The 21,790-nt window shown below is 70.1% G+C and carries 15 protein-coding genes; 1 reads left to right on the top strand and 14 read right to left on the bottom strand.

Annotated elements, in window-relative coordinates:
- Window positions 1-355: 355 nt before the first annotated feature.
- The 13 genes from opp4C to J2Z79_RS15385 form a co-directional block, all read right to left on the bottom strand.
- Window positions 356-1,306 (bottom strand): oligopeptide ABC transporter permease, encoded by a 951-nt coding sequence (gene opp4C / locus J2Z79_RS15325; protein WP_209467773.1) that lies wholly within the window; start codon window positions 1,304-1,306, stop codon window positions 356-358.
- A gap of 32 nt (window positions 1,307-1,338) precedes the next feature.
- Window positions 1,339-2,304, bottom strand: coding sequence for an ABC transporter permease (locus J2Z79_RS15330; RefSeq protein ID WP_209467774.1), 966 nt, complete (start codon window positions 2,302-2,304; stop codon window positions 1,339-1,341).
- A gap of 24 nt (window positions 2,305-2,328) precedes the next feature.
- A complete protein-coding gene (locus J2Z79_RS15335) occupies window positions 2,329-4,107 on the bottom strand; it encodes a peptide-binding protein (RefSeq protein ID WP_209467775.1) in 1,779 nt (592 codons plus the stop codon).
- Window positions 4,108-4,292: 185 nt separating this feature from the next.
- A complete protein-coding gene (locus J2Z79_RS15340) occupies window positions 4,293-6,845 on the bottom strand; it encodes an NEW3 domain-containing protein (RefSeq protein WP_209467776.1) in 2,553 nt (850 codons plus the stop codon).
- A 351-nt stretch (window positions 6,846-7,196) separates the two neighbouring features.
- Complete coding sequence (locus tag J2Z79_RS15345) at window positions 7,197-8,339, bottom strand: extracellular solute-binding protein (RefSeq protein WP_245302846.1); 1,143 nt, start codon at window positions 8,337-8,339, stop codon at window positions 7,197-7,199.
- Window positions 8,340-8,490: 151 nt separating this feature from the next.
- Window positions 8,491-9,477, bottom strand: a complete 987-nt coding sequence (locus tag J2Z79_RS15350; protein ID WP_209467777.1) for a BadF/BadG/BcrA/BcrD ATPase family protein — start codon at window positions 9,475-9,477, stop codon at window positions 8,491-8,493.
- Window positions 9,474-11,087 (bottom strand): argininosuccinate lyase, encoded by a 1,614-nt coding sequence (gene argH, locus J2Z79_RS15355; RefSeq protein ID WP_209467778.1) that lies wholly within the window; start codon window positions 11,085-11,087, stop codon window positions 9,474-9,476. The genes J2Z79_RS15350 and argH overlap by 4 nt, the downstream gene beginning before the upstream one ends.
- A gap of 14 nt (window positions 11,088-11,101) precedes the next feature.
- Window positions 11,102-12,814 (bottom strand): ABC transporter permease, encoded by a 1,713-nt coding sequence (locus J2Z79_RS15360; RefSeq protein ID WP_425353540.1) that lies wholly within the window; start codon window positions 12,812-12,814, stop codon window positions 11,102-11,104.
- Window positions 12,814-13,929 (bottom strand): ABC transporter ATP-binding protein, encoded by a 1,116-nt coding sequence (locus J2Z79_RS15365; RefSeq protein ID WP_209467780.1) that lies wholly within the window; start codon window positions 13,927-13,929, stop codon window positions 12,814-12,816. The genes J2Z79_RS15360 and J2Z79_RS15365 overlap by 1 nt, the downstream gene beginning before the upstream one ends.
- A 20-nt stretch (window positions 13,930-13,949) precedes the next feature.
- Window positions 13,950-15,128 carry an ROK family transcriptional regulator gene (locus J2Z79_RS15370; RefSeq protein ID WP_209467781.1) on the bottom strand — a complete coding sequence of 393 codons (1,179 nt, stop codon included), beginning with the start codon at window positions 15,126-15,128 and terminating at the stop codon, window positions 13,950-13,952.
- Window positions 15,129-15,362: 234 nt separating this feature from the next.
- Window positions 15,363-16,832, bottom strand: coding sequence for a MocR-like pyridoxine biosynthesis transcription factor PdxR (gene pdxR, locus J2Z79_RS15375; RefSeq protein ID WP_209467782.1), 1,470 nt, complete (start codon window positions 16,830-16,832; stop codon window positions 15,363-15,365).
- 99 nt (window positions 16,833-16,931) lie between these two features.
- Window positions 16,932-17,633 carry a 2Fe-2S iron-sulfur cluster-binding protein gene (locus J2Z79_RS15380; protein WP_209467783.1) on the bottom strand — a complete coding sequence of 234 codons (702 nt, stop codon included), beginning with the start codon at window positions 17,631-17,633 and terminating at the stop codon, window positions 16,932-16,934.
- 254 nt (window positions 17,634-17,887) lie between these two features.
- A complete protein-coding gene (locus J2Z79_RS15385) occupies window positions 17,888-18,787 on the bottom strand; it encodes a DUF2797 domain-containing protein (RefSeq protein WP_245302847.1) in 900 nt (299 codons plus the stop codon).
- Between the two features lie 245 nt (window positions 18,788-19,032).
- Here J2Z79_RS15385 and J2Z79_RS15390 point away from each other — a divergent pair, with 245 nt between their 5' ends.
- Window positions 19,033-19,443, top strand: a complete 411-nt coding sequence (locus J2Z79_RS15390; RefSeq protein WP_209467784.1) for a GNAT family N-acetyltransferase — start codon at window positions 19,033-19,035, stop codon at window positions 19,441-19,443.
- Here J2Z79_RS15390 and J2Z79_RS15395 read toward each other — a convergent pair.
- The gene (locus J2Z79_RS15395; protein ID WP_209467785.1) at window positions 19,440-21,782 is read right to left on the bottom strand and encodes a vitamin B12-dependent ribonucleotide reductase; all 2,343 of its coding nucleotides are present in this window, start codon (window positions 21,780-21,782) and stop codon (window positions 19,440-19,442) included. The genes J2Z79_RS15390 and J2Z79_RS15395 overlap by 4 nt on opposite strands.
- Window positions 21,783-21,790 lie beyond the last annotated feature (8 nt).

Below are 21,790 nucleotides of genomic sequence, written 5' to 3' on the forward strand. Positions count from 1 at the left end.
ACTCTCCGTTGAAAAGTTTGCTTGGCTCCCTTGGAGTCGTCGACTCGCAGGCTTCCCTCTCTGCACTGTCTAGTTTTCAAGGTTCGAGATCTCGCCGCCGTCAGGCGACAGCTTTTATATCTTAGCAGGTTCGCCGTCCGCCGTCAACCGCCCAGATGATGGGCTTTCCGTCGTCTCCGGCTCGGCAAGAGATGAGTCTATCACCCTCGCCGCCCCCCGTCAACCATCCAGTTGCTGGGGGTTCGAACCCGCCCCGCCGCTGGAAGCTCGCTTCCGGATTCCGTGGCGGCTTGAGCATAGTACCATAGCCGCGGCGGACCTTGCAAGCCTCTCTGCGTGTCCTACAATTGCTACTTCACCGGGTCAGCCGCGGGTCCAACGCATCGCGCAGACCCTCGCCCACCAGGTTGATGGCGAGGACGGCGATGAAGATCATCAGGCCCGGCGGCAGCCAGATCCACGGCTGCAGCAACAGCACCTTCAATGAAATCGCGGCCGAGAGCATGTTGCCCCAGGACGGCGTCGGCTGCTGAACCCCGAAGCCCAGGAACGAGAGGCCCGCCTCGCTGAGGATCGCCGTGCCCACGCCCAGCGTGGCGGCCACCACGATCGGCGCCAGGGCGTTGGGGAGGATGTGGCGGAAGATGATCCGCGCGTCCCGGGCGCCGACGGCCCGGGCGGCGGCGACGTACTCCCGGCTGCGCAGGGTGAGGAACTCGCCCCGCACCAGGCGGCAGATGCCCGTCCAGCCCAAAAGGCCGATGACGATCATCGTGTTGTAGACCGACGGCCGGAGGGCCGCGGCCATGGTGAGCGCCAGCGGGAAGAACGGGACCACCATCACCACGTCGGTGATGCGCATGATCACGCCGTCGACCACGCCGCCGTAGTAGCCGGCCACCGCGCCCAGCACCACGCCGATGGCCGTGTAGATCGCCACCGCCACCAGCCCGACCGTCAGCGAGATCCGCCCGCCGTAGAGCAGGCGGGTGTAAATGTCCCGGCCCAGTTCGTCGGTGCCCAGCCAGTGGGTCCGCGAGGGCGGCTGCTCGGCAGCCCGCACATCCGGCAGGTCGCGGTCGTGCCAGGTCAGTTGGGGCGCAAAGGCCGAGGCGAGCACCAGGACGATTAAGATGCAAAGACCCAACATCGCCCGCCGGTTCGCGCGGAACCGGCGCCACGCGCCGCCGTACGGCGCCGTCTCCGGATCCAGCACCGCCCTGCTGAACCGCCCCGACGGCCGGGTGCGCGCTGACGGCCTCCGCACGGCCCGCTCGGACAGGGTCCCGCGCGCGCCCAGTGTCATCCCCTCTCCCTCCCCCGCAGGGACCTGCACAGCTACTCGAACCGGACCCGGGGGTCGACGGCGGCGTAGCCGATGTCGGCCAGCAGGCTGCCCAGCAGCGTCAGCCCGGCGAACATCAGGTTCAGGGCCATCAGCACCGGGTAGTCCCGCTCCAGCAGGGCCGTGTAGGTCAGCCGTCCGATGCCCGGCCAGAGGAAGATCGACTCGGTGATGATGGCGCCGCCCAGGATGCCGGGCAGGTTGAGGCCCAGCAGGGTCACCACCGGGATCAGGGCGTTGCGCAGGGCGTGCCTGTACAGCACCACGCGCTCCGGCAGCCCCTTGGCCCGGGCGGTGCGCAGGTAGTCCTGCTGCAGCACCTCCAGCAGGGCGGCGCGCACGTGGCTCATCAGCCCGGCGATGCTGGTGACGCCCAGGGCCGTCGCGGGCAGGATCAGGTGGCGGGCGGCGTCCAGGAACAGCGGCAGCCCGGTCAGCTGGGTGCCCGGGGTGGTGAAGCCGGCCGACGGCAGGATCTGCAGCCCGCCCAGCGAGAGCCAGCGCAGGAGCAGCAGGCCGAAGAAAAAGGCGGGGATGGCCAGGCCGCCCAGGGCGACCGCGGTCACGGCCGTATCGACCCAGGTCCCCCGGCGGACTGCCGCCAGGATGCCGAAGGGGATGCCCGCCAGCAGCGCGATGGACTCGGCGGTCACGCCCAGCGCGAGGCTGGGCCCCAGCCGGTCGCCGATCAGCTCGGCGACGGGGACGCGGAAGCGGATGGAGGTGCCCAGGTCGCCCCGCAGGGCGTTGGACAGCCAGCGCCAGTACTGCTGCGGCAGCGGGCAGTCCAGGCAGTGGCGCTGACGCAGTTCGGCCACCTTAACCGGGTCCATGCGCGGGTCGATCAGCCCGCTGTACGGGTCGCCCGGCGCCAGCCGGATCACGGCGAAGATCAGGAGCGAGGCGCCCAGCAGCATCGGCAGCAGCTGCGCCAGGCGCCGCACGACGAAGCCTGCCACCGCCTGTCCCTCCCCGGGGTGTGGTCAGCGGCGCTCCTCCGGAATCCAGAGCTCCCAGATGTTCCAGAGGGCGCCCCGGGCGTCCGGCCTGAGGCCGCGCACCCGGTCGAGCCGCACCGCCTCGATCTGGTCCTGGCTGTAGAGGAAGATCACGGGCAGCTCCTCCGCCAGCAGCCGGGCCCACTCCCGGTAGACGGGGCGCCGCTCGGCCGGGTCCAGGAGCCGGGCGCCGGTGCGCAGCAGCGCCGCGCTCCGCTCGTTCCGCCAGCCGGTCGCTCCGCCCCAGCGGCTGTCGGGGTCGAAGACCGGACCCGGGTCGGGGTCGAGCCCCACGCCCCAGCCCATGAGCCAGGCATCGGCCTGCCTGCCCCGGAAGACCATGTCGGCCAGCGTGGCGAACTCCATCATCTGCAGGTCGACGCGGATGCCCACCGCCTTCAGGTCCGCCTGGATCAGCGGGGCCGTGGCGGCCCGCACGGCGTTGCCGGAGGGGTAGAGCAGGGTGAACCGGAACGGGCGTCCCGCCCTCACCAGGTAGCCCTCGGCGTCCCGCTCGGTCCAGCCCGCCTCGGCCAGCAGGCGGGCCGCCGCGGCCGGGTCGTGCCGGCGGGGCGGGACCGCCTCGGGGTCGTGGTACGGGTGGCCGTAGGGCAGGTGGCTCTCCACCAGCCGGCCGTGGCCCTTCAGCAGGTGGTCGACGATGGCCTGCCGGTCGATGGCCAGCAGGATCGCCTGCCGCACCCGCCGGTCGGCGAAGAGCGGGTTCCGATGGTTCAGCCCCATGTACTGGTAGCCCAGGTCGGGGCGGGTGAAGAGTCCGATGTTGGGGTCGCCCTCCACCAGCACCACGTCGGACGGCTTCATGGGGACGTAGTCGAGCTCGCCCGCCTTCAGCTGCCCGATGGCCACGTCCTGGTTGGCGATGCGGTAGATGATGCGCTCGATGCGGGGCCGGCCCCGGTGGTAGCCCTCGTGCCGCTCCAGCTCCACGTACTGGTCGGGCACATACCGGACGAACCGGTACGGCCCGGTGCCCACCGGGCAGCGGGTGTCGGGGTGCTCGCCCAGTTCGCCCGCGGGGAAGCCGGCGAAGCGGTGCGCGGGGAGCAGCGGTACGGCCAGGTTCTGCAGCAGCGGGGCGTGGGGCGCATCGGCGGTGAAGACGACGGTGTGGTCGTCCACGGCGCGGACGGCCAGGCGCCCGTCCCCCTCCAGCCAGGCCTGCCAGCCCTCCCGCCTGCGGGCCGCCGCCTCCTCCGGCGAGATGCGCCCGGCGGCCTGCGCGGCCGCCACCTGCGCCCGTTGGGCCAGCATCCGCTCGACCCCGCGCAGGGCGGCGTACTCGCCCGTCAGCACCCCCGGATAGTCGGGGTGCAGGATCGTCTGGAAGGTGAAGACCACGTCACGGGCGGTGAAGGGGTGGCCATCGTGCCAGGTGACGTCCCGCCGGAGCCGGAAAGTGTACTCGCGGTGGTCAGGCGACACGGTGAAGGACTCGCAGAGGTCGCAGACCAGGTCCAGCCGCTCGTCGCGGGTGAGCAGGCCTGCGAAGACCAGGCCGACGATGCTGGCGTCGTAGCCGTCTTCCATCAGGATCGGGTTGAAGACGCCCCTGGGCGCCGAGAACATCGAGAGGTAGAGGGTGCCGCCGTCCACCGGTTGCTCGCGGGTGCCGCCGGAGGAGACCCCCGGCGCCGTCTCCGGCGAGCCAGGGCGGGGCGTCCCGGGGAACAGGGGCAGGGAACATCCCGACAGCAGGAGGATGAGCTGTGCGATGAGCACAGTGCGATACCGAACACACATGGGTGACCTCCGGTAGAAGCCCCCGGGACAGCCCCTCATAAGCAGATGCGCGGACTGGCGCGAATATGCCTGGGGCCGCCGCGGGGCGCGTTGCAGGTGCGGGCGGAGCCGCACCCGACTGGGGCTAGTATTCCCACCAGAGGAAAGGGCCGCCGTCACTGCGACGGCGGCCCTTGGGACTGGCCCTACTTGGCCGGCGTGATCAGGTTCGCGAAGATCCGGAAGGCGCCGGGCACCCGCTGCTCCAACTGGTAGTACAGGATCAGGCTGGTGTAGATGTAGCGGCCCTCGCCGTACCGGGCGACCAGCAGGCTGCCGTTCAGCGGCTCCTCGCCCGGATCGTTCATCGAGAGCAGCGGCGTGAACTCGGGCGCCCACTCCGACGGGAAGTAGAGGCCGCGGTCCTTCACCCAGCCCTGCCAGTCGGACTCGCCGATCCGGTTCGGCGTCGTCAGCACCGGGTGGTCGGGCACGAGCACGCGCACCTCGGACGCCTCGTCGGTCACCCGCCAGTCGAAGGACGGGCTGCCGATCTTCAGGTAGTACGGGGCGGTGGTCTCGGCGTTCCAGTTGTCGCCGGGCTGGTGATATTGGACGACCAGGTTGCCGCCGGCCTTCACGTACTCCAGCAGGCGGCTGTTGGCGGCGGCCAGGTCGGGCCGGGTCCGGTAGGCGCGGATGCCCACCACGATCGTGTCGTACACCGACAGGTCGCCGAACGCCAGGGTGTCGGCGTCGAGCAGCTCGACGTTTACGCCCATCAGCCGCAGGGCCGCCGGCACGCTGTCGGCGCCGCCGGAGACGTAGCCCACCCGCAGGTTCTCGTCCACCGCCACCGGGAAGGCCTGCACGTCGACCACGGCGGGCCTCACGATGTAGGTCCGGCCGATGTGCTCGTACTGGATCACCTGCACGGACCGGTCAGACTCCGCGTTCCCCCGGGCCTCGAAGCCGATCTGGTACCGGCCGGCCGCCAGGCCCTCGGGAGCGGTCACGGTGAAGGTCGCCGCCTGGACCTCGCCCTTGCGCGCGAAGGTCAGGTGCTTGAAGGCGGGGGTAGCCTGCCAGCCCTCGGGGAGGACTGGGAAGATGTTGGTGCTCGTCGCCCCGGCCTTGTTGTTGGTGACCGCGACGTTGATGGTGATGGCGCCGGGCCGCTCCAGGTTGTAGACCACGCCGTCGGGCTCGGTGCGGATGGCCACGTCGGGCAGAACGGCCACCAGCTGCTCAGGCTCCACGGTGACCCGGGCCGGCACGCCGTCCACGGCAAACCGGACCACGCCCGTGAGCGCCGGCGGGTGATAGGGGTCGAAGTAGTCGGCGTGGCTGGGCACCGTCACGCTGAACCGGGCCGTGGCGGTGCGGTTGTAGCTGAGGTCCACCCCGGCCGCTTCCGAGACGGCGGTTACGCGCCAGCCCCTCGGCGCCTCCAGCGACAGGGTCACGTCCTCCACCGGCACCTGGCCGCCCTGGTAGGCGGTCAGCGTGAAGGTGGCGGAAGCGCCCCGGGTCAGCTCGTACTGGTCGGCCTTCAGGCGGACCACCAGCAGCGCGGCCTGGGCGAGGGCCTTCTGCAGCTGCTCCTCCTTGACCGCCAGGCGGAAGTCGATATCGTAGCCCAGCTCGTCCTCGAGGCCGATCTTCTCCGCCACCAGCTCCCTGGCCTTGCGCACGCCCACCAGCGCGTCCCGCAGGGCCTTGGCGACGGCGTCGTTCTTCGGATAGGCCGCCAGGGCGGCGTCGATGTGGCCCTGGACCTCCTTGAGCGCCGCGGCCAGCTCCTGATCGCTCACAAGACCGGCAAGGTCGCCCACCGTCTGCGGCAGCCCGTCAAACAGCGAGCTCTCCTGGGCGTCGGCCGGCACGACCGAGGCCGCGAGGTGGTACGCCTGCTCCGACGGCCCCTCGGGCACGATCTGGCCCATGCCCTGGCTCTTGTGGTAGAAGCGCGACTCCTCGCCCAGCTGGACGTAGGAGGCGCCCAGGACCGGATCGTACTCGCCCACCGGGACGGTCACGTTGGCCGTGAGGCTCTCCGTGTCGGCGTAGACCCCGCCGCCGCCGGACTCAGCCGGGAGGTAGAGCTTCTTGATCTGCCACGGGCGCAGCCCCTCGGCCAGGTGCTCGGGGAAGACCTCGGGGTCGGCGGCCTTCTCGAAGGCCTCCATGGTCAGGACGGTGATCGCACGGTGATGCCCGTGCTGGCCGTGGCTGTTGAGGAAGGAGGGCATCACCACGTCGGGCCGGGTCTGCCGCACCACGCGGATGAGCCGCTCCAGCGCGACCTCGTGGCCCCACTTCTCCAGCGTCTCCTCCGGGTTCTTGGAGAAGCCGAAGTCCCAGATGTCGTCGCCGATCACCTGCCCCAGGAAGTAGAGCTCGACGTTGGAGGCCGCGGAGGCCTCCTGCAGCTCGCGCGTGCGCACCACGCCCAGGGAGTGCTCGTACTCGGTGCCGATGGCGTTCTGGCCGCCCTCGCCGCGGTTGGCGATGAGGCTGATCGTGCGTGCACCGACCTTGCGGGACATGTAAGCGAGGACGGCGCTCCGCTCGTCGTCGGGGTGCGCCCCGGTGTTCATGAAGGTGTTGACGGACTTGAGCGGCGTCAGGGCGTTCCAGAGCGCCACCGTCGCCCGCTCGGCAGCGTACGCCTGCTGCGGCTGTACCGTCAGGGCAGCCCCCACAAGCAGCGCCAGCGAAACCACCACAGAGACCAGACGTCTACCCCATCTTGCCATGCTGCCAGACATCTTGGGTCACTCCCCCTTACCCTTGCTGTTTTGGTCTCCTCACTCGATCCGCGGACACCCTGGACTCGGCCATCACCTCCCTCGCCGGAGAGCACGCCCGCCAGAACCGGCGCCGCGCCCTGCGGCCTGCGGTCGCCGCCGCGCGGCCCCGCTGGCCCCGCCGTGCTCCCCGATGGAACGGAAAGCAAAACGCACCCTCTTGCATCCGAATAATCCGGCGATTGTTCGGAGAGTGGGTGCGTTTCTGCTGCTGCATGTACAGGTGGGACTCAGGTTGGTCGGACCTGTGCTCCCCCGGCGCGGGCGGCGTTCAGGCCGCCCGCGCCGGGGCGCTGCGCACTACTTGCCCTTGCCCTTGATGTTCTCGTCCCAGTAGCCGATCCACTCGGCTTCCTTCTCGGCCATGACGTCCCACTGCAGGTCCATGGCCTTCAGCTTCGGGGTCAGCTCCTTCAGCCAGCCGGGCTGCAGCGACTCGTCGAGGGCGATGGCCGGGATCTGGAACCGGGAGGCCGACAGCTCCGCCTGAACCTCCTCGCTGAAGAGCAGGTTCAGGAACTTCTCGGCGGCCTGCGGGTGCTTGGCGCCGGCGATCATGCCCACGCCGTCCACCAGGATCGGCACGCCGCTCTCAGGGATGATGTACCCGAAGGGCATGCCCTCCTGCTCCGCCTGGATCAGCACGTCCTGCAGGTTCCAGAGGCTCAGGCTGCCCTCCTGCCGGGTGATCTTCAGGTACATGTCGGTCGGGTTGGCCGCGTACTCCTTCGTGTTGGCGTCGAGCTTCAGGAGCCACTCGTAGCCCCGGTCGGGCTTGCCGTCCTGGGCGTAGAACCGGTCGATCATCGCGGCGTAGATGGTGCGCATGGTGCCGGAGGCCGGCACGGCACGGATGATGATCTGGTCCTTCCACTTGGGGTCGATCAGGTCATCCCAGTCCTTGGGCAGCTGGTCCGCCGGGATCATGTCCTTGTTGTACATGATGACCTCGGGCAGCAGCATCTCGCCGTACCAGTGGCCCTCGGGATCCTTGTAGCCGTCGGCGATCTTGCTGGCAAACTCGGGGTTGATCTTGGCCAGCAGCCCCTCCTTCACTGCCAGCGACAGGGCCTGCTGCGTGCCGCCCCACCAGATGTCGCCCTGGGGGTTGGCCTTCTCGGCGCGGACGCGCTCCATGATCTCCTGGGCGCCCATCGGGAGGACCTCAACCTTGCCCTTGTACTCGGGGTACTTCTCCTCGAACTTGGCGACCATCAGGTCGATGATCGACTGGTCACGGCCGGTGTAGATGACCAGCCGCGTCTCCTCCTGAGGCGCCGGTGCAGGCGTCTGGGTCTGCGGCTGCTGGTTCTGCGGCTGCTGGTTCTGCGTCGCCGGCGGCGTCTGGCTGCCGCCCTGGTTGCCGGAACCGCCGCAGCCTGCCGCGATCAGGCCTACGGCCAGCAGGAGACCCACGAGCCTGCGGGACCACTTGGTGCTCATCGCTCAATATCCCCTTTCTTCATGCTGGAATGGTCAAGGTCAGCCGGAGAAGGTCGACACTGGTGACGGAACCGATCCACCTCCTTCCGGGTGGCGACTACAGACAAGGATGATCAGGCGCAGGTCGCCTGAAGGATCGCGTCAGCGTCCGTCATGCCTGGAGCACCGCCGAGGCGAGCAGCCGCTCCCGCAGCCCCTCGTCCAGCGCAGCGGGGCCGCCCAGCGCCCGGATCACCGCGCCGTAGACGGGGGCGAACCGGGGAACCTCGGCCAGCGCCCCGGGGGCCCGCTGCCGCAGCCGCTCCAGCAGGGCGGTCCGCACCCGCCGGGAGGACTGCAGCACGCCGCCCAGCAGGAAGACGGGGAACGGGCCGCCGTCCAGCAGGCCCACCCGTTTGGCCGCCAGCAGGGCCTGGTCGGCCAGCTGCCGGCCCGCCTGCTCCAGCACCGCCGCCGCCACCGGGTCGCCGCCCTCCGCAGCGGCGCCCACCGCCCGGGCGAGGGCGGCCACGGCGTCCAGGCCGGTCTCGGGATGGTAGAGCCAGTCGTGCAGGGCGTAGAGGTCGTCCACGCCGGCGCAGGCGCAGAGGGCCCGGGCCAGGGGGGTGTCGGGGTCGCCGGCGTCCAGCGCCCGGTAGGCGGCCGCCAGGGCCAGGCCGGCGATGTGCTGGGCGCTGCCTGCGTCGGTGATGCGGTGGCCCCAGCCGCCGGCCCGCACGAACCGCTCGCCGTCGCCCGCGTAGACCACCGAGCCGGTTCCGGCGACCACCAGCAGGCCCCGCCCGCCGGCGGCCGCGCCCCGGAGCGCCATGAGGCCGTCGTTCTCCACCACGACCTGCGCCGCGGTAACCTGCGCGGCTTGCAGCGCCCTCAGCGCCAGGCGGCGGCCCTCCTCCTCGCCGCGGGGCGTGTCTACCCCGGCGAGCCCGAAGGCCGCGGTCCGCACCGCGGTGCCGGGCGGAATCCCCTGGCAGGCGGCGGCGATCGCATCGGCCAGCGCCTGCTCCGCCTGCTCCCGGCCCACCGACTGCGGGTTGCAGCCGCCGGCGCGGCCGCTGCCCACCACACCCCGCTCGGCATCCACCAGTACGGCAAGGCACTTGGTGCCGCCGCCGTCAACGGCCAGCACCAGGCTCATCGGCCTCCAGCCTCCCCGCCGGCCGCCGGCGCTCCGGCCAGACTCCGGCAGGCCTCCGCCAACCGGCCTGCGGCCGCCTCCAGCCGGGAGCGGGCGCCCGCCAGCCAGGCGGTGAGCTCCGCCTGATGCGCCTCCCGTACGCCGATCATCCGGCGCACCTCCGCCGGGGCCACGCCGCCGCGCACGGTGCGGACGGCGACGAAGTGGACGGGGTCCAGGGCCTGCCGCAGCTTCTCGGCCGGGACGCCCAGCGGCCTGCCGAGGACCTGCAGGGCGGCCTCCTCCACCAGGCCCGGCTCCACCTGGCGCACGTCGCGGATGCCCTTGGCCTCCGCCAGCTTCACGAGGGCGGCGGCGACGCTGTGGGCGGTGCGGAACGGCAGCCCCGCCTCCCGCACCAGCAGGTCGGCCAGCTCGGTAATGTTGGCGAAGCTGGCCCGGGCCCGCTCCAGGAGCAGCTCCCGGTTCACCTCCGCCGTGCCCAGCACGTTGGCCAGCAGGCGGAAGACGGCGCGCAGGGTGGCGAGGGCGGCCCAGAGGTTGGGCTGCATCTCGTCCTCGGTGTCGACAATGTCGCCGAAGGGCGTGTTGTGCAGCATCTGGAGCACGGTCTGCGCCCGCCCGGCCGCGCAGCTGAGCAGGGCCCGGGAGTGCTCCAGCGAGACCGGGTTCCGCTTCTGGGGCATGATGGAGCTGGTCTGCACGTAGGGGTCGGCCACCCGCAGCACGCCGTACTCAAACGTGCACCAGGTGAGCAGGTCCTGCACGGCGCGGCCGGTGTGCAGGGCCGTGAGCTGCGCCGCCGCGGCGGCCTCGCTGACGTAGTCGGCGCCGGCGATGGCGTCGTAGCTGTTCTCCACCAGGCCGTCGAAGCCGAGCAGCTCGGCCACCCGCTCCCGGGAGATGGGGAAGCCCGAGGTGGAGAGGGCCGCCGCGCCCATCGGGGAGCGGTTGGCCCGCTCGTAGGCGGCCTGCAGGCGGGCGATGTCCCGCTCCAGCACGTCGGCCGCCGCCGTCAGCCAGTGGCCCAGGGTGGTGGGCTGGGCGGGCTGGGTGTGGGTGTGGGCCAGCATCACGGTGTCGGCCTCCTCCGCGGCCAGGCGCAGCAGCACCCGGTGCAGCAGGAGGGCGGCCTCGAGGGCGTCCAGCAGGTACTTGCGCAGCACCATGCGGTACATGGTGACGCCCATGTCGTTGCGGCTGCGGGCGATGTGCAGGTTGCCGGCCTCCTCGCCGGCCGCCTGCAGCGTCAGGTCCTCCACGTAGAAGAACAGGTCCTCATACCGGCCGTTGTAGGAGGAGGAGGCCACCTGGCAGAGGTCGATGGCGTCCAGCGCGGCCAGGATCTTCCGGGCCGAGGCCGGCGCCACCAGCCCCTGCTCGACGAGCATCACCAGGTGGGCCCGGTGCACGGCCATCATCGGCTCCAGCAGCTCGTGCTTCGCGCTCTCGTAGATGGGGCTCAGCACGGCCTCCACGTAGCTGCGGCCGGGGAAGCGCAGGCCGTCCTGCGCGGCGATCTCCGCGCGGGTCGGCGCGCAGGGTGCGGTGACTTCGGTGGGTTTCGGGGTGCCCGGGGCGGCGGGTGCCCCGGTCTCGTTCTGATGCAATTCAGGTCAGCTCCTTATGCGAGGTTCTCCCGCTGATCGAGGCGGCGGGAGATGAAGAGCACGAGCAGGATCAGCAGGATCTGCAGCATGCCGTAGGCGGCCGCCGTGCCGAACTTGAAGGAGTACATGAGGTTGTTGATCTCCACCGAGATCGGCTGGTTGCGCGCGGTGTAGATCAGCACCGATGCCACGAACTCGCCCACACCCTGCACGAAGGCCAGCAGGGCGCCGGCCAGGACGCCGCGGAACATCAGGGGGAAGGTGACCCGCCGGAAGGCGTACCACCAGCCCGCCCCCAGGCTGCGGGCGGCCTCCTCCACCGAGGGGTCCAGCTGGGCCAGCGCGGCGTTGCTGGAGCGGAAGACCAGCGGCGAGAAGCGGACGAAGTAGGCCAGGGGCAGGATCCAGAACGTGCCCACCAGCACCTGGCCGAAGCTGAAGGCCGAGGGTTGGTTGAAGGCGGCGATGAGGTTGATACCGACCACCGTGCCAGGCAGGGCCCAGGGCAGCATCACGGCCATGTCCAGCAACGACTTGCCGGTGAACTTCAGCCGGTTCAGGGCGTAGGCCGCCGCCACGCCGAGCACGATGGAGCCGGCGGTGGCGATGCCGCTCATCTGCAGGCTGTTCTTGATGGGCCGCCAGGCCCGGGGATCGTTGAAGAGGTTGACGTAGTTCTCCAGGGTGTACTTGGGGGGCAGCACCTGCACCGTCCAGGTGCCGTCCTTGGAGAGCGAGATCAGCGCCAGGGTGATGATGGGCAGGATCAGGACCAGGGTGCCGAGCACCGCTCCGACCATGGCCAGGATGCGGCCCACCGGGCTCTTCACCTCGGTGCGGTGGACGGAGACGCCCTTGGAGAGCGAGCGGTAGGTGCGCCGGTTCTGGTACCAGCGCATGAGGATCAGGAAGGCGATGGAGACCACCGAGAGGATCGTGGCCTCGGCCGAGGCCAGGGGCAGGTTGCCGTTGGTGCGGGCGATGGCGATCTGCATCGTCATCGTCCGGTCCACGCCGAAGATCAGCGGGGCGGTGTAGGAGGCCATCGAGACCATGAAGGTGAGGAGCGACCCCGAGACCAGCGCCGGCGTCAGCATGGGCAGAATCACCCGGGTCCAGACCTGCCAGCGCCGGGCGCCCAGGTTGAGCGCCGCCTCCTCCAGCGAGGGGTCGAAACCGGCCAGGGCCGCCGCGGCCGCGGTGTAGAAGTAGGGGTACATGGTGAAGGTGTGCACCACCAGGACCCCCGTCAGCCCCTTCAGGGCGAAGGGGACCTGGGGCAGGTCGAAGAGCACCTTGATCGCCCGGGGGATGATGCCGCTGGACGAGTAGAGGAACATGAAGGCGTAGACGCCGATCAGGGGCGGCAGCGCCATGGGCACCAGCGCCAGGCTCTCCAGCAGGCGCCGCCCGGGGAACTCGAAGCGGTTCAGCAGGAAGGCCATGCCCACGCCGACCACGGCGCAGGTGATCACGCTGAGCACCGAGATGCCGAGCGTGGTGAGCAGCGCCTCCATCTGGGTGGTCATCCTGAAGCTCAGGAAGCCCTCGTAGTACCGGAGCGTGATGCCGGAATCGTCCCGGATGCTGGTGAGGAAGGTGGCAAGCATGGGCTGCACCACGTAGCCCCACAGCACCACGGCCAGGGGGGCGACGAGCACGTACGCGAAGTAGGGCGAGGCGCTCAGCCGCTGCCACCGGTCATGCCATTTCGCTGCCACCTTCATCACTCCACCAGGTAGACTCGCTCGGGCGGGATGTACAGGTGAATGGGATCGCCCTGCCGGCGCACCTCGCCGTAGCGGTCGGCCACCGAGGCGATGAGGCGGGCCTCGCCGGCGGCGACCACGTACTCGGTGTAGGCGCCGCTGAACTCAGCCGCCAGGACCCGGCCGGAGAGCACGTTGGGCCCGCCGGGCTCCGGGACCACCTGCATGCCCTCGGGCCGGACCGTCAGCACCACCGGGCTGCCCACCGCCGTGGAGACCTGCGGGTTCCGCCGGGAGAGGTCCACCTGGATGCGGCCGCTGCCGGGCAGCTCCACCGTTCCGGTGCCGCCGTCCGCGGCCACGAGCTTGCCCTCCAGCAGGTTGGACTTGCCGATGAACGTGGCCACGAACCGGGTGGCCGGCCGGTGGTAGATGTCCTGCGGGCTGCCCACCTGGTGGACCACGCCGCCCTCCATGACGGCGATGCGGTCGGAGATGGCCATCGCCTCCGCCTGGTCGTGGGTGACGTAGACGGCGGTGATGCTGGATTCGGTCTGGAGCCGGCGGATCTCGGTGCGGGTCTCGTCGCGCAGCTTCGCGTCGAGGTTGGAGAGCGGCTCGTCCAGCAGGAGCAGGGCGGGCCGGATCACCAGTGCGCGGGCCAGGGCCACGCGCTGCTGCTGCCCGCCGGAGAGCTGGTCGATGCGGCGCTGCTCCATGCCCTCGAGCCGTACCTGCGCCAGGGCCTCGGCCACCCGGCGCCGGATCTCCTCGCCGGCGACCTTGCGCACGCGCAGGCCGAAGGCGACGTTCTCGAACACGGTCATGTGCGGGAACAGGGCGTAGTTCTGGAAGACCATGCCGATGTTGCGGTCGTTGGGCGGCACGTAGGTCACGTCGCGGTCGCCGAAGAGGATGCGGCCGGACGTCGGATAGTAGAAGCCGGCGATCATCCTGAGGGTCGTGGTCTTGCCGCAGCCCGACGGCCCCAGCAGCGTGAAGAACTCGCCGCCGCCGATGGTGAGGTTCACGTCGCGCACGGTGAGCACGCCGCCGCCGAAGCTCTTCGATACGTGTTCAAGGGTGACCGGCTGCGCGCTGCCCACCTGGTCGTTGGTCCGGAGCCCGCCCATCTCGTACTCCCCTTCCCTGTTCACTGGTCTGCGGTGATGCCGTATGCGTTCTCGTCGGCGAGGCTGAGTGCGCTGGCGACGGCGCCCACCAGGGCGGCGCGGCTGCCCAGCGAAGCGAAGCGAATCTCCGGGGCCATCGGCACCAGCTCGGCCACCGTCCGCTGCACGAACGCCAGCCCGTCCTCGCCGCAGTCCACCGCGTCCCCCGCCAGCAGCACCAGCTCGGGGTTGAGGATGCAGGCGATGGACGCCACGGCGTAGGACCAGTGGCGTAGGGCATCGTCGAGCAGCTGCCGGGCCTGCGGGACCTCCCGGGCTGCCAGCTCCCTGAGCTGCCGGATCGGCCGGCGCTCGTCCAGCCCCGCGCCGAGGCCGGCGAGCTGGATGCGGCGGTAGAGCGACCGGGCGGAGTAGTGCTGTTCGAACATGCCGTAGTCGTCGGGCCGGCGGGGTCCGGCCGGACCGAGGGGCAGGTAGCCCACCTCGCCGGCGGCGTCGCCGGCCCCGCGGAAGAGCGTGCCGTCGATGAGGATGCCGGCGCCGATGCCGTCGCTGACGTGCATCAGGGCCAGGTTGACGACTCCCTGTCCTGCGCCCTGGAAGTACTCGCCCAACGCCATGAGGTTGACGTCGTTCTCCACGACCACGGGAACCGCGAACCGCTCGTGCAGCACGGCCCGCAGCGGGACCTCCTGCCACCACCCCAGCGACGGGGCGTGGCTCACGGTTCCCCGCCGGTGGACGATGCCCGGGACGCCCACTGCGATGGCGGCCAGCCGCTGCGGGTCCATGCCGCTGCGGGAGACGAGCCCCTCCAGGAAGTCGCCCAGCGCCCTGGCCGGGTCGTGGACGCCGTCCGCGGGCAGCGCGACCTCCTCCTCCGCCTGCAGGGCGCCGCTGAGGTCGGCCACCCCGCCCCAGAGCCGCTCGCCCTCGAGGCAGGCGGCGATGACGAAGCGGGCGGCGGGGTTGAAGAGGAGCATGATCGGCGGCCGGCCGCCCGAGGACTGTCCCAGGCCCTTCTCCTCCACGAGGCCCAGCTCCAGGAGGTCACGCACGATGGCCGTCACGGCGGGCTGGCTGAGGCCGGTCAGCGCGGCCAGCTCCGCCCGGGAGATCGGGCCGCGGTCGCGCACGGCGGCAAGGACTGACTGGCGGTTGAGCTGCTTCATCAGGCGGGCGTTGGCGGGTCTGTGCATCGTCGATCCCCCGTCTCCCGTGGCGTGCGACTTACTAAATTAGGTGAAGAAAGTATGTGGAGTGTTCTGTCCTGCCGGGGCGAATTCCTGCACCGGCGCTAATACGGGAAATCGCTTAGACTAATAGGCAATGCTTATCAGTCTGACGTTGCTTGGGCTGGCCCGCCGGAGACCGCAGGCCCGAGCGCGCGACAAGGCGGCGATCCCGATGACCGCCGCCTCGAACTGTTGAAGCTACACCACTGGCCCGCTGAAGGCCCCGGGCTCGCCGCCCGCTGCCGCCTCCTCCCGCATGAGCCGCTCCACCGCCCGGGCGAGCCGCTGGACGCCGGGTCCGATCTGCTCCGGACGCGGGTACGAGAAGTTGAGCCGGAAACCCCTGCGCGCCAGCTGGCCCGCCCCGTAGTAGTCGCCCGGCATGAAGGCGACGCCCTCCCGCCCGGCCTCGACCAGCAGCCTGCGGGCGGTGAGGGGCCGGGGCAGGGTGCACCACACGTGGTACCCGCCCTCGGGGACGTACCAGGTGACCCCCTCCGGCATGTGGGCCTGCAGCGCCTCCAGCAGGGCGTCGCGCCGGGCCTTCAGCACCGGCCGGAGCGCGGCCAGGTGCTCGGCCATGCGCCCCTCCCGCAGGAAGGCCTCCATCAGCCGCTGGTTGAGCAGGGCAGCGCGGAAGTCCAGGTTGCCCCGGGCGCGGGCGATGCGCTCCACCACCGGGGGCGCGGCCACGATCCAGGCCAGCCGCAGAGCAGGGCTGACGGACTTGCTGAAGCTGCTGATGTAGATCACGTAGTCCCCCGGGTCCAGCGACTTCAGCGTGGGCACCGGGTGCGCGGTGAAGTGCAGCCGGCCGTACGGGTCGTCCTCGACGATGCCCAGCTGGTGGCGCGCGGCCAGCTGGATCAGCCGCCGCCGGCGCTCCAGGGTCAGGGTGACGCCGAGCGGGTTGTGGTAGGTCGGCAGGGTGAAGAGCAGCTTGGGCTGGTACCGGAGCATCAGCTCGTCCAGGCCGTCCACCACCAGGCCGTCCCGGTCGACGGGCACCGGCACCACCCGCACGCCCGCCGCGTCGAAGATGCCCAGGCTGTTGACGTAGGAGGGCATCTCGACCAGGACGGTGTCCCCGGGCTGCAGCAGCACGCGGCTGATGAGGTAGAGGGCGATCTGGGAACCCGCCAGGATCAGCACGTGCTCAGGGGTGACGCCCAGCTCGGCGGCAATGGCCTCCCGCAGCGGCCCGTACCCGGCGATGGGGCCGTAGCCCAGGGCGGTGCCGTCTTCCAGGACGCGGCCCGCCAGCTCCCGCAGGGCGCCGGTCGGGTAGAGCTCCGGCGACATTTCGCCGTGGGCGAAAGAGACCGCGCCCGGCCGCCGGACGATGGCGCTGATATCCGCCATCAGCGGCTCCTCCGCCTCAGTGGGCCCTGCCCAGCGCATCGGACGGACCGCTCCCGGGGCCGCCTCCTCGGGCAGGCGCAGCACCACCGTACCGTGCCCGACCCGCCCCTCCACCAGGCCCTCGGCCGCCAGCTCCCGGTAGGCGTTGACCACCGTGGTCCGGTTCACCCCCAGCCGGACGGCGAGGGTACGCTCCGGCGGCAGCTTGGTGCCGGGGGGCAGGGCGCCGGAAAGGATGCGCTGCCGCACCTGATCGCGCAGCTGCTGGTAAAGGGGCGTGGGACTGGACCGGTCCAGTTCGAACACGGTGGCCTTCACCTCCGCTGGGCTTCGTCCGACTCACTGCTGATTGTAGCACAATCGTGCAAAGGCGCCGACCCCGCGGGTGGCAGGGCCGGCGCTCGCTTACTGTTCAATCTCGCAGGGGCCGTGGGCGATGACCTGGCAGCAGAGCCGGTAGCCCTTTTCCACCTTGTCGCCCAGCATCTCCCGCTCGTTGTCGTTGACGGGGCTCAGGTTCTCCATGCCCTTGAGCACCCGGATCTGGCAGGTGTCGCACACGCCGTTCTTGCAGTCCCACTTGACGGCGACGCCCTTGTCGTTCACGCCGTCCAGCAGGTTCTCGTCCTTGGGGATCTCCACGTTGTACTCCTGACCCCCCAGGAGCACGCGGACCTTGATCATCTCCTTGGGCTTCTCCTCCGCGGGCGCCTTGGGGGCCTCAGGCAGCTCCTCGTGGGGGAAGATCTCGCGGGTGATCTCCACCCGGCTGGAGGTGTGGTGCACCAGGGCATGGTTCTGCATACAGGCCACCTGGAATTCCTCCCGCAGGATGGCGCGCCAGGCATCCTTGTGGTTGGCGGCTCCCGGACGGCACAGGTCGTGGGGCACGACCGCCTTCAGCGTCGCCCAGCACTCGAACACACCCGGGTCCTCCTTGCGCGGCGCCGGCTGCTCCAGCTCCAGCCGCAGGTCGCGGACCGCCGGAGCCGCCCTGCGCAGGCGGCCCAGGAAGTCCTGGTAGACCCGCACCGCAGCGTTCCCCGCGCCGTCGGCATCCGCGAGCACTCCCAGGTAGATGCGCGTTCCATACTTGGTCTCAGGCAAAGCCCGACCCTCCTCCTTGCTCGGTACCTCGAACTCTCCCCAGTACGCCTATTATACGGAAGTTTCGCCTATGGCTCAATCAAAAAAGAAGGCGGCTCCACAGAGCCGCCATAAGTATGGAAACACACACACAGAGGGGGTCAACACACTTCGATCTTACCCCACCCGTGTTACAGTTCGGTGACACGCAAGTAACGGTTTGAACACAGATGCGGCCCGCCGACCGGCCTGCGTCCGGGACCGCTTGCGCAGGGTTAGGGCTTCGACTCGGCGGCGGCTCCGGTCGCAGGCTTCGACCGCGACTTCGCGGATCCGGGCCTGGCCCCGGTCTCCTCCCCGGCCGCGGCCGAAGAGGCGTGCCCGGCTCCGGCCGCGTCCCCGGACTCCAGGGAGATGTGGTACCCGGCGAACTTGGGCACGTTCAGCACGCCGTTGTCCAGCACCAGGTAGCTCCCCTTGATGCCCAGCAGCACGCCCGCCGCGCCGCCCTTCTCCAGGTCGTGGCTCACAATCTTCGCCGGCGGCTGCTCCAGCGGGTAGGTGATGCGGCAGACCTCCTCGTCGGGCAGCACGTACGGCCGGAACGCATCCGGAATGAGTTCGAGCACGCGCCGCCGCACCTCCAGGAGGTCGGTCTCGACCACCTCGCCCTGCAGCATCTTGCGCCAGTTGGTCTTGTCCGGCAGGTACTGCGTCAGGTGAAGCTCCAGGTCTCCCGCCATCTTGCGGTTGGGCACGCGGGCGATGGGCACCGCCTCCACCGCGCCCTGGTCCAGCCAGCGGCCGGGCAGGCGGCGGGTGATGCCGACCTTGATGTCGCTGGACTTCGCCAGGTAGACGAAGGTCGGGATCATGCAGTGGGTGTCGCCCCACTCGGGTTCCCGGCAGGTCTCGTAGTGGCAGAGCGAGGGTTTCACCTGGCAGAGGTCGTTGACGGCCAGCCGCTGGAAGCAGGGCCAGCAGGAGCCGTGGTTGAACAGCTTGCTCACCTTGCGGCCGCAGTAGATGCAGCGGCGCTCGCCGGTGAAGCGGAGCGCGATCCGCTGGCCGATCAGCGGGTTGAGGGGGATCTCCTGCTCGTCCAGCAGCAGGCTGTAGGTCACCATGCCGTCTTCGATGCGGGCCAGCAGGTCGCGGATCATGCCCGTGTACATGGATTATCCTTCTCCTCTCCGGGCTTCGATTCGGGAGCGGCCGGCGAATCTCCTCCCCCGCTGTCCTGTGGGCGGCATCCAGGCGGAGTCCTCCCGTTCATCCACTGCGCAGCCGGCGCCGCCGGAGGGCTCCGTTTCGACTTGAACGAAAAGTTGATGGAGTGGACTTGAGCGGGGAGAGCTGACCGCTGGACCAGGGGCGCATCCGTTTCGCAACCGCCTCTGACGAGGAGACCTGCCGGCGGATGGACCCATACCTCCCGCCGGCGGCGTTTGCGCCCAACATCGCGGCCCGGGAGCTGATCCTGGTCGAGCAGGGTGAGCAGGCCATCGGGTACCTGCGGCTGGCGTACATCTGGGGGAAGATCCCCTACATCGGGCTGATCTGGCTGGAGCCCGCCCACCGCGGCCAGGGCATCGGAACCGACGTCCTGGAGTTCGTCGAGGCCTACCTCCGGGAGCAGGGCTTCCGAGGTGAACGAGCCCGAGCCGCAGGCGTGGCACCGGGCCGTCGGCTTCCGCGAGTGCGGCATCATCGCCGGGATCAACGACGGCGGCATCGGCGAGGTCCACGGCGTGCCCGACTTCGGCCGGCTAGAGCCAAGAGGCGCATGTGCGTGCTGCACATGCGCCTCCGCGTGTTCGAACCGTCCTAGCTGCACTTCGAGTACCCGCAGTTGTGGCAGGTGGCGCAGCCCTCCCCGATGGCCAGGGCGAAGGAGCCGCACTCGGGGCACGGGTCCACCGGGTGATCCACCTCCGCGCCGATCATCTGCGGCTGATGGTGCTCCACGGTGGCGGCGGTCTCCTGGCAGAGCTTGCCGTTGGCGTCCTTCCACGCCAGGAACTTCTGCAGGCCCTTGGCGATGGCGGAGGCCAGCGAGGTGATGCGGTTGGGGCCGAAGCCGTAGGAGCCGGAGCCGCCGATGTTCTTCAGGGTGTCGATCACGATCTCGATGCGCTCCCGGACCGGCACGTCCGAGCGCAGGCGGAGCATCTTGGAGACCAGCATGCCCATGCCGACGGCGTCGGCCATCAGGTCGGAGCCCACGGCGCCCACGTTCACGATGATCTCGAAGGGCTCGCCCTCATCGTCCATGTGCACGTCCAGCGTCATCTTGCCGAAGTGCGTGGGCACGACGAACATCTTGCCCACCGCCTCCGTGGGCCGGGGCCGGAGCGTGGGGCCCTGCAGCGCCGGCGCGGGCGCCGGGGCCGCGGCCTCCTCCTTCTTCTCCTTCGTCTTGTCGCCGGTGGTCAGCACCTGGGAGGCCCGGGAGCCGTCGCGGTAGACCGTGATGCCCTTCAGGCCCAGCTGCCAGGCCAGGGCGTAGGACTTGGCCACGTCCTCCACCGAGGCGTGGTGCGGGAAGTTGATGGTCTTGGAAACGGCTGCGTCCACAGGCTGCCGGTCCACCGGCAGGCCGTCCGCACCCTGGAAGGCCGCCTGCATGCGCACGTGCCACTCGGGGGAGATGTCGTGGGAGGTGGCGAAGACCTGCTGCCACCGCTCGGGCACCCCGGCGACGCCCCGGGCCGTGCCGCGCTCGGCCACCTGCTGCATCAGCTCCTCCGAGTACCAGCCCTCCCGCTTCGCGATGGTGGCGAACTGGCCGTCCACGTCCAGCATCACGGCGCCGGCCTGGTTGCGGGTGAACACCAGCGCGAACTTGGGCTCGATGCCGCCGGAGCAGGGCAGGTCAGGCCTGGCGGCAAACAGCGAGATCGTGCCGGTGGGCGCCACGGTCGTCATCGTGGCGTTGCGCACCTTGAGCCCCGCCTTGTGCCACTGGCTGCCCTCCCACTCGGGGTAGGCGCCGCGGGCCTCGGCCAGGGCCATCGACTCCTCGACGGCCTTCTGCTTGATGAAGGTCATCACCTGGTTGCCCAGGGCCACCGCCTCGTCGGAGTCGTAGGCCAGGCCCATCTGGACGAGCATCTCCGCCCAGCCCATGATGCCCAGGCCGATGCGCCGGTCGCGCCGGGCCTTCTCGGCGATCTGGGGCAGGGGGTACTTGTTGGCGTCGATCACGTTGTCCAGGAACCGGGTGGCCATGCGGGCCACCTGGCCCAGCCGCTCCCAGTCCACCTCGGCCTGCGCGGTGTACGGGTTCTTCACGAAGTTGGCCAGGTTGATGGAGCCCAGGTTGCAGGAGCCGTAAGGCGGCAGCGGCTGCTCGCCGCACGGGTTGGTCGCCTCGATGACCTCCACGTGGTTGTTGGGATTGCGCCGGTTCATCCGGTCGATGAAGATCACGCCCGGCTCGCCCGTCTTCCAGGCGTTCTCCACCAGCTTGTCCCAGACCAGCTTGGCCGAAAGCTTGCCGGTCACCTCGCCGTTGCGCGGGTTGATCAGCTCGTAGTCGGTCCCCTGCTCCAGCGCGGCCATGAAGGCGTCGGTGATGCCCACCGAGATGTTGAAGTTCGTAATCTGCGTCGTGTCGGCTTTTGATTCAATGAAGTCCAGGATGTCGGGGTGGTCAACCCGCAGGATGCCCATGTTGGCCCCGCGCCGCGTACCGCCCTGCTTGATGGCCTCCGTGGACGCGTTGTACACCCGCAGGAAGGAGACAGGGCCTGAGGCCACGCCCTGGCTCGAGCGCACCTTGTCGCCGGCCGGGCGCAGGCGGGAGAAGGCGAAGCCCGTGCCGCCGCCCGTCTGGTGGATGAGGGCAGCGTGCTTCATGGTCTCGTAGATCTCCACCAGGGAGTCCCCCACCGGGAGCACGAAGCAGGCCGACAGCTGGCCCAGCGCCGTCCCGGCGCCGGTGAAGGTCGGGCTGTTGGGCATGAAGTCCTGGCGGTCCATCAGGCCGTAGAAGGCCTCCTCGATCGCGCGGACCTCCTTCTTGCTGGCGCCGTACTGCGCCTCGACGCCTGCGATCACGCCGGCCACCCGGCGCAGCATCTCCTCGGGCGTCTCCTTGCTGCCGTCCTCCTTGAGCCTCAGGTACCGCTTCTCCATTACGGTCTTCGCAATATGGGTCAGTTCCAAGGTGCGGC

It is taken from the genome of Symbiobacterium terraclitae (assembly GCF_017874315.1).
Lineage (GTDB): Bacteria > Bacillota > Sulfobacillia > Symbiobacteriales > Symbiobacteriaceae > Symbiobacterium > Symbiobacterium terraclitae.

Bases quoted from the DNA above. Each gene is read 5' to 3' on its own strand.
- opp4C (WP_209467773.1), bottom strand. From the start codon at position 1,306: ATGACACTGGGCGCGCGCGGGACCCTGTCCGAGCGGGCCGTGCGGAGG.
- J2Z79_RS15335 (WP_209467775.1), bottom strand. From the start codon at position 4,107: ATGTGTGTTCGGTATCGCACTGTGCTCATCGCACAGCTCATCCTCCTG.
- J2Z79_RS15340 (WP_209467776.1), bottom strand. From the start codon at position 6,845: ATGGCAAGATGGGGTAGACGTCTGGTCTCTGTGGTGGTTTCGCTGGCG.
- J2Z79_RS15345 (WP_245302846.1), bottom strand. From the start codon at position 8,339: ATGAGCACCAAGTGGTCCCGCAGGCTCGTGGGTCTCCTGCTGGCCGTA.
- J2Z79_RS15350 (WP_209467777.1), bottom strand. From the start codon at position 9,477: ATGAGCCTGGTGCTGGCCGTTGACGGCGGCGGCACCAAGTGCCTTGCC.
- J2Z79_RS15360 (WP_425353540.1), bottom strand. From the start codon at position 12,814: ATGAAGGTGGCAGCGAAATGGCATGACCGGTGGCAGCGGCTGAGCGCC.
- J2Z79_RS15365 (WP_209467780.1), bottom strand. From the start codon at position 13,929: ATGGGCGGGCTCCGGACCAACGACCAGGTGGGCAGCGCGCAGCCGGTC.
- J2Z79_RS15370 (WP_209467781.1), bottom strand. From the start codon at position 15,128: ATGCACAGACCCGCCAACGCCCGCCTGATGAAGCAGCTCAACCGCCAG.
- J2Z79_RS15385 (WP_245302847.1), bottom strand. From the start codon at position 18,787: ATGTACACGGGCATGATCCGCGACCTGCTGGCCCGCATCGAAGACGGC.
- J2Z79_RS15390 (WP_209467784.1), top strand. From the start codon at position 19,033: ATGGACCCATACCTCCCGCCGGCGGCGTTTGCGCCCAACATCGCGGCC.